This window comes from Roseateles sp. (assembly GCF_036404855.1).
Lineage (GTDB): Bacteria > Pseudomonadota > Gammaproteobacteria > Burkholderiales > Burkholderiaceae_C > Pelomonas.
The window spans coordinates 1-7,835 of sequence record NZ_DASWYS010000245.1 but is presented as its reverse complement, the minus strand read 5'-3'; the positions used below and the strand labels follow the sequence as shown (position 1 = coordinate 7,835).

3 protein-coding genes are annotated in these 7,835 nt (G+C 68.3%); all 3 read right to left on the bottom strand.

Features of this window, described 5'->3' with window-relative positions; translation table 11 throughout:
- Window positions 1–3,805: cobaltochelatase subunit CobN (gene cobN / locus VGF12_RS16320; RefSeq protein ID WP_331177103.1), on the bottom strand; the 3,805-nt coding region annotated here is incomplete at its 3' end.
- Between the two features lie 87 nt (window positions 3,806–3,892).
- Window positions 3,893–6,214: a TonB-dependent hemoglobin/transferrin/lactoferrin family receptor gene (locus VGF12_RS16315; RefSeq protein ID WP_331177102.1), complete on the bottom strand. Its 2,322-nt coding sequence runs from the start codon at window positions 6,212–6,214 to the stop codon at window positions 3,893–3,895.
- A 614-nt stretch (window positions 6,215–6,828) separates the two neighbouring features.
- Window positions 6,829–7,835 (bottom strand): sensor histidine kinase (locus VGF12_RS16310; RefSeq protein WP_331177101.1); only part of this gene is annotated, 1,007 nt, incomplete at its 5' end.

Sequence of the window (7,835 nt, the reverse complement as noted above, 5' to 3'; positions counted from 1 at the left end):
CGGCCGCGGCGGGCACCGGCGGGGCCACGTTGAGCCCGTAGCCGGCACCGACGAACTGGTTGAAGGCCTGGTTGTCGGTCTTCACGTCGTAGCGGCGCGCCAGCTCGCGCCAGCGTTGCTTCAACTCGGCGACGCTCTTGGCGTCGGCCTTCCACTGGCCCTGGCGCGCGGCCTCCAGCATGCGTTCGATGCTCTGCGCCAGCGCGTGCGGGTTCTGGCCCTCGAACCAACGCTTCAGCCCCAGGTTGTGCTTGTCGCGCACGTAGACGTCCATGAACTCCTGCCACTGGTCGTCGCGCACGATCTCGCGGGCGACCGACTGCCAACCAGCGAAGTTGTTGATCCCGTCCAGCACCTGCAGCGTGCCCGAGTAACCCTCCTTCATGAGCCCGGCGACGTAGCCGGGGTGGAAGTTGCGCGTCGCCAGTTCCTTGGCGAGGAAGGACGCCGCGCTCTCGACCTTGCCGCCACCCGGGCCGCGCAGGTTGGACACGTACAGCTCCGGCGCCTTGCCGTCCAGGTGTCGCACGGCCAGTCCGATGCCACCCAAGTACTGGAAGGGATCGTCCGTCGTCAGCATGCCGTAGAGGTTGGAGCTGCGCGCAAGCACCGCCCCCTCGGTGCCCCGCAGGTGCTCGGCATAGAGGTTGAGCTGGCCGCCCTTTCCACCGCCCGCCACGCCCCGCGCGCCCCACTCGGCCTCGTCGGGACCATAGGCGAACTGCATGCGCGACAGGTACAGCTCGGCGAGCTTGCGGTCGCCCTCGGCCTGGCTCTTCCAGGTATCGGTGGCCAGCGCGGCGTCGTCCAGCCCCGTGCCATAGCGGCCGGACTCCGACGAGAAGATGCGCGTCTGCCCGGCGCGCTCGGCGGCGGCTGCGTCCACGCCGCGGGCGCGCAGCTGCTGCGCGATGCGCTGCGCGTTGGCGGCCACCGGGTTGTCGCGCTCGCCCTTGGCCTCGGCGGCCAGCCGGACGGCCTTGGCGAGCTGGCGCATCACGTTGGGGAAATGGTCGCGGTACAGGCCGGTGGCCGACAGCACGATGTCCACGCGCGGACGGCCCAGTTGGGCGCGCGGGATCAGCTTCACGTCGCTGACGCGGCCGCCGCTGTCCCACACCGGCTCCACGCCCATCGCCCACAGCGCCTGCGCCTCGAGCAGGCCGAAGTGGCGCATGGTCTCCACCGACCAAAGCGTGAACGTCAGCTTCTGCGGGAACTTGCCGCCGTTCTTGTCGCGGTGCACCTGGATCAGCTGGTCCATGGCCTCCTTGCCGGCCTCCCAGGCGGCCTTGGTGGGCACGCGCGATGGATCGAAGCCGTAGAGGTTGCGGCCGGTGGGCAGCGTGTCGGGGTTCTTGATGGGGTCGCCGCCGTAGCTGGTGGGGATATAGCGCCCGGCCAGCGCGTTCAGCAGGCCCTGCGTCTCGCTCTGCCCGCCCAGGCTGTCGTACCACTGGCGCGCCAGCGCGACCTTGGCGCGCGCGGCCTCGGGCATCTTGGCGACGGCGGCGTCCTGGCTCTTGTCGCCCTGCAGCAGCGCCTGCAGCTTGCGGAACGGGCTGGATTCGGCGAGCCGGGACCAGTCGCCCACCAGCATCTCGTCGGCCTCCTCGCCGGGGCCGGCCATGCCCTCCCAGAACTCCTTGCCCAGCATCATCAGCACGGTCGCCACGCGCAGCCGCTCCTCCGGCCCCTGGCCGAAGGTGTGCAAGCCCTGCGGCTGCACGCTGCGGGCGATCTCGTGGAGGTGGTCGTGCGCCGCGGTCACGAAGGCGGGGAACTCGGCCGCGATGCGCGTGTCGCTCCAGCCCATGTCGGCGGCGATGCGCTCCTTCTTCACCCTGGCGAGGAAGTCGGCCTTGATCTTCTCCTTGACGCCGCCCTCCTCCTGCGCGAGCCAGTGGTGCAGCAGGTCGTGGATCTCGGTCAGTGCCGCATGCAGGCCGGCCGGCGCGAACGCCGGTGTCTGGTGGCTGATGATGGTGGCGCGTCCGCGGCGGCGCGCCTGCGTCGACTCGCCGACGTTGTCGACGATGTAGGGATAGACGACCGGCACGTCGCCGACGGCCAGCATTGGGAAGTCGTGGCTGGCGGACAGGCCACGCTCCTTGCCTGGCAACCACTCCTGGCTGCCGTGGGTGCCGAAGTGCACCAGCGCATCGGCGGCGAACGTCTGGCGCGCCCACAGGTAGGTCGCCAGGTAGTAGTGCGACGGCGCGGCGCTGGTGGAGTGGTACAGCGCCTTCTCCTTGTCACCGCCCCGCTCGCCGCGGGTGGGCTGAGGCAGCAGCGAGACATTGCCGAGCTGCAACCGGGGGATCACGAAAAAGCGCTCCCCACCCTGACTCAGCACCATCGACGATTTCTCCGGTTCTCCCCAGGCATCGCGCAGTTGCTGTTGCACGGAGGCGGGCAGGCTTGCGAGCCAGCGCTTGTAGTCGGACAGCGGCAACCGACCCGCCAGGCCCTCGCGCACGAGGTCGCGAAGGACCTCCTGGTTCTGTGGCGGCTCGTAGGCGGGCTTGAGCAAGCGCTGCAGCAGCAGCGTCAATGGCTTCTCATCCTGAACCTCCGTGCGGTAGCCTGCCGCCTGCAGCGCCGCCAGCGTGCTCACGAAGCTGCGCGTCAGGTTCATGAAAGAGGCGCTGAGGTTCTTCTCGCCGGCGGGGTAGTTCCAGAAGAACATGGCCACGCGACGGTCGGCGGCGGCCTTGCGCTGCAGTTTCGCGAGGTTCAGCGCCTTGCCGGCGACGGCGGCGCTTTGCGCGGCGATGGGCTCGAGCTGCTCGTCGCCCTTGCGCGTGGCCGCAGCAATCTGGATGTCGGTGACGCCCGCGTACTCGGCCTGGGCCAGGTAGAACGGCGCATCCATCAGCTGCACCCCCTGCGGGTCGGCAGCCCAGTCGGCCGCGTCGCCGCGACGATAGGCCATGGCCTGGATGACCGGGATTCCCATCGCCTCGAACTCCCGGCGGCGCGCATCCGGAGCCAGTGTGATCTGGGTGTTGATCAGGACGTCGGCCACCGGACGCCCGTCCAGCAAGATCATGCGGCGGATCGAGTCCGCATCCAGCACGGGGCTGTAGAACGGCCAGGCGACGGCGCCACCCTGTTCGACGCGGGCGATCAGGTCGTCCAGGAAAGCGGTCTGCTCCGCCGAGATGCTCTGCTGGTGGAACGCGATCGCGATGACCGGCGGGCGCTTCGCGGGATCTGCGTCCAGCGCGCGCGCCTTGAGGAAAGCGGCCGGCGTGGGCAGCACCACCTCCGGGAGTTGCGGGTGGTAGAGCGCAGCCGGCGGGAAGCGCAGCGGCTCGGGCAGCTTTGCCCAGTCCTGATTGCCGGCAAGGTGGCTCTGCAGTGCTCGCAAGAAGGCCTGGGTGTTGGCGCGGCCACCGTTCACGTAATAGGCGTGCAGCCGCTGCGCGAAGTCCTCGCGCAGATGGCCGCTCTTGACGCTGCCGGTCTGAAGCCAGACATGGGCTTTCGCGGCCAGTGCCGGGAGCGCCGCCCCCAGGCGCTGGCGCACGAAGTCCTCGATGTGCTGGCGCGGCGCATCAATTAGCACCAGGTCAGCGCCTGCCCACAGGGCTGGATCCACGTCGGTGGGCAGCTTCTCGACGAAGCGTGCCTCGATCCGAAGTCCCAGCGGCTCCGCCGCTCGGGCCATGGTGACGAACTTGCCGGGCGCCACCGGACTGGCGGCAATGAACAGCACGGTGGGCCGCTTGGCGTCGGCCAGGGCCGTGCTGCCGCACAACAGTGCGATGCAGGTGAGAAAACAGTGGATCAGGATACGCATCGATCGCTGGCGCCGCAGGGGGCGCGCGGCTGGCTGGCTACTGGACCGGGAGTGCCACCGTGGCAGACCGCGGCGGCGTCGAGATGCTCAGAACTGGTAGCGCACGCTGGCGCTGACGTTGCGTCCGGGCTGCGTGTAGGCATCCAGTCCCACGGCGGTCGGCGCGACGCCGCGGGTGTCCGACCACAACCAGTACTTCACGTCTCCGATGTTGCTGATGCCCGCGTTCAGGCTCCACTGCTTGCCGAGGTCGACCCAGGCCGACAGGTCGCCCACCAGGAAGCCCCGCGGCGTGTAGTTGGCGTTCGGCGCGGGATTGCGGCGCTGGCTGCGCATGCCCGTCAGCGTCAGCTCGGCACCCCAGACGCCTTGCTGCTCGTAGCGCAGGCCCAGCACCCCCTTGTCGGGATCGATGGTGTCCAGTGGCGTCTTGGCGCCATCCGCAGCCTCGCTGTCGCCCCTGGTATGGGCGTAGCTCGCACTGACCGTCCAGTTCGGCAAGAAGGTCCACGCGCCGCTGAGTTCGTAGCCGCTGATGCTGGCCTTGTTCAGGTTGACCGACTGGTACGTGATCGTGTTGGACGGCATGCCGGGCTCCAACGGCACTGTGGTCGTCGCGCTGACGTTGGTGTTGGACGCGATGAAGTCCTTGTAGCGCCCCTTGAACAGCGCAACGCTGTACCGCAGCGTCTCACTGCGGCCACGCAGGCCGAGCTCGAACGAGTCGCTCGTCTCCGGCTTGAGGTTGGCGTTGCCGATGGAGCGATATGGCGTGGACGCCGTCAGGTTGGTCACGCCCCCGTTGACCTGCGAGGGCGTCGGCGCACGGAATCCATGCGAGTACTGCCCGAACACGCGCAGCAGCGGCGTGTACGTCCACACGATGCCCAGCTTGGGCGACAGCGCCTGATCGCTCAGGGTCGCGGGGTCGACCTTGTTGTTGATGGTATACAGCGGATCGCCGCGACGCGGATCCAGCTTGAAGCTGTCCAGGCGCAGGCCCGGCGTCACGCTGAAGCTGCCCAGGGTGACTTCGTCCTGGATGAAGGCACCGAGCAGCCGGTAGTCCGTGTCGGGGAAGCTCTTGTTCACGACGAAGGCACTCGAGCCGGTCGTGATCAGGGCGCCGTTCAAGTAGTTGGCGCCATCCTTCAGCGAAGTGACCCGCGCTTCGGAGGCGTCCGCCCCGTAGACGATGCGCTGGTTGGACAGGTAGGTCTCCATCTGCACCGAGCCGCCGACCAGGCGCTCGGCATAGTAGGCATCCCGAGAGCGGGTGTTCCAGGCGGTCGTGTTGGTACGGGCCTCGTAGCCGTATTGCCTGTTCTTGGCGTCTTGCCAGTAGACGTTGGCCAGGACGCGTTGGAACAACGGATTGCGCGCGTCGACGAACTCGTAGTCCACCTTGGCCATCGACCGCGTGATGTGCTCGGACGCGTCCACGCGTGTCGTCGTCAGGTAGGACGGGTCGTTGAACAGCGTGTAGACGTCGGTGACGACATCGCGTTCCATGCGCTCCAAGGACAGCCGGAACTGCTGCCGGCTGTCGAGCTTGTAGATCAGCTTGCCCAGCACGTAGTCCGACGAAATGTCCTGCGGGTTGCCCACCGTGCGGGTGCGGTCCTTGGACTCGTTGTCGCCGCGGGTGTCGGCCTCGTGGCCTCGACGCATGCTGGCCAGCAGCAGGCCCTCGAACTGCTCGCCGCGGAAGGCGTAGCTCGGCACGACGGTCTTGGCGTTGTCGACTGAGGAGTAGCCCAGCTTCAGCGCCGCCTGCGAAGTCTTGCCCTTGGGCACCAGATCCACGGGGTCCTTGGTCGCGAAACTCACGGCGCCCGCCAGTCCGTCGCTGCCATACGACGTCGACGCCGCTCCGCGCAGGATCTCCACGCGCTTGAAGGCCTCGACGTCGATGTAGTCGGCGCGTCCGGTCACGACGGGGCCGCTCGCGTAGATCGCTGGCAGGCGAACACCGTCGGTCTGCAGCAGCACTTGGTTGCCCTCCAGGCCACGGATGTTGATGCCCTCGTTGCCACCGCGGCCGTTGCCGTAGAACGCCGCCGAGCTGCGATTGGGCTGGGAACGAACGGACACGCCCACTTCATGGCGCAGCATGTCTTTGACGTCGCCCGCCTGCTTGCGTTCGATGTCGGCAGCGGTCAACGTCGTGACGGTCGCCGCCACCTCGTCCTCGGAGGTCTCGATGCGCGTGGCCGAGACGACCATCAGGGGCATCACGGGGAGCGGGCCGCGGGCCTGGGCCTGGGCCTGGGCCTGGGCCTGGGCCTGGCCTTGGGTCGGGGGCGCGGTCTGCGCGGCGGCCGAGGTGGCCAGCGCCGTGATGGCGAGGGCCAGCGGATGAAGAGCCGTCAGGTGGACGGGGCAGACAGCGGTGATGAGGCGGGCCATGGAGGGCTCCTGTGGGTCGCTGGTGCGCAGCTCCCGGTGCCACAAGCAGGTCTGGCCGGCGGCCATCGACAGGACAAGGCATGTGACTGGCAGTGGTTGCCGCCCCTCTTCCCAACGATGACCGCGCGGCGAGGCCGGCTCGAGGCCGCGACGGTGCTGCGACACAGAGCGGACTTCGTGTTGTTCTCTGCAGGACCGACATAACCGGTCCGTGCGCGGGTTTGCTGTCACGCAGCGTGGGCCTCCCGCAGCGCGACCCCAAAAGTGTAAATGCAAATCGTTCTCATTTGTAATCAATTTTCTGCTTGACCCATGTCCCCCTGGAAGCCGCCAGGCAGGATGGCCGAGCCTGAACATATGACGGGCCGACCTGCCTTCAGCCTGGCGCACCCGGCAGGGCCAGGCGTCGCCAGGCATCAATCCCCAACGCCGTTGGAAGCGTCGAAGGAGAGGAAAGACTGGGGAGAGACGAGAGGCACCGCCGGTGCCGGCACGAAGAAACCGGCGCCCAGGCCGCCCTGCCCTGCCCGGTCACGCGGGGTCCGCGCTTCGGAGGTGTCCGGTACGCCGTCAGTCAGCGCTCCCGGCGCCGCTGGGCCGCACCGACGGGCGCTTCAGCTGCCCAGCTTCTCGAGGGTGACCTCAAAGCGGGCACCGCCCGCCGCGAGGTTCTGCGCGCGCAGCGTGCCGCCATGCTGCTCCACGATGCCATAGCTGATGGACAGCCCGAGGCCGGTGCCCTTGCCGACGGCCTTTGTCGTGAAGAAGGGTTCGAAGATGCGGGACAGGTCGTCCTGCGAGATACCAGGTCCGTTGTCTTCGACGCGCAGGTGGACCTGCGTACCGGATTCCTCGATCTCGATGCGCAACTCGGGGCTGCGTGATGACTGCTCGGCCATCGCGTCGAGCGCGTTCTGGAGCAGGTTCATGACCACCTGCTGCAACTGTCCCGCGTTGCCCTTCACCAGCCGCGGCGCGCCCGGCTGCCAGTGCAGCTTCAGATCGCGCGGCGTGCCCTTGCTCACCCACAGCACCGCACGGTCGACGACCTGGTTGAGATCGACTTCCTGCCGGGTCTCCGGGTCGACGGCCGAAAAGCGCTTCAGCCCGTTGACGATGTCGGCGGTGCGCTGCGCGCCTTCGAGGGTGCCCTCCAGCAGCGACGGCAGGTCGTCCAGGATGTGCGTCACCCGCAGTTTGGTCCGCATCGCCTGCAGTTCGGCCGGCGTGCGGCCCTCATGCACGGCGCCCAGGTAGTCGCGCAGGCGCTCGCTGTAGCGAGTCAGCGCGTGCACATTGCCCAGCACGAAACTGATGGGATTGTTCAGCTCATGCGCCACGCCGGCCACCAACCGACCCAGCGAAGCCATCTTCTCGGAATGCAGCAGCTGCTGCTGCGTGCGCTTGAGCGCCTCGTGCGCCGTGCGCAGCTCCTGGTAGGCGCGGCGGATCTCGGCTGTGGGACGGGCCACCAGCACGGTACCCACACGCCGTTGCGATGCGGCGAAGCGCGGCGTGCAGTTGGCATCCACCGGCACGTTCTCTCCGGCGGCGCCGCGCAGGTTCAGCTCGACGGACTCGCCACGCCGCGTGGGGCTGCGGTTGGCCATCACGGCCCGGG

What these genes read in the sequence shown, in the direction of transcription:
- VGF12_RS16315 (WP_331177102.1), bottom strand. Translation starts at nt 6,214, where the DNA reads ATGGCCCGCCTCATCACCGCTGTCTGCCCCGTCCACCTGACGGCTCTT.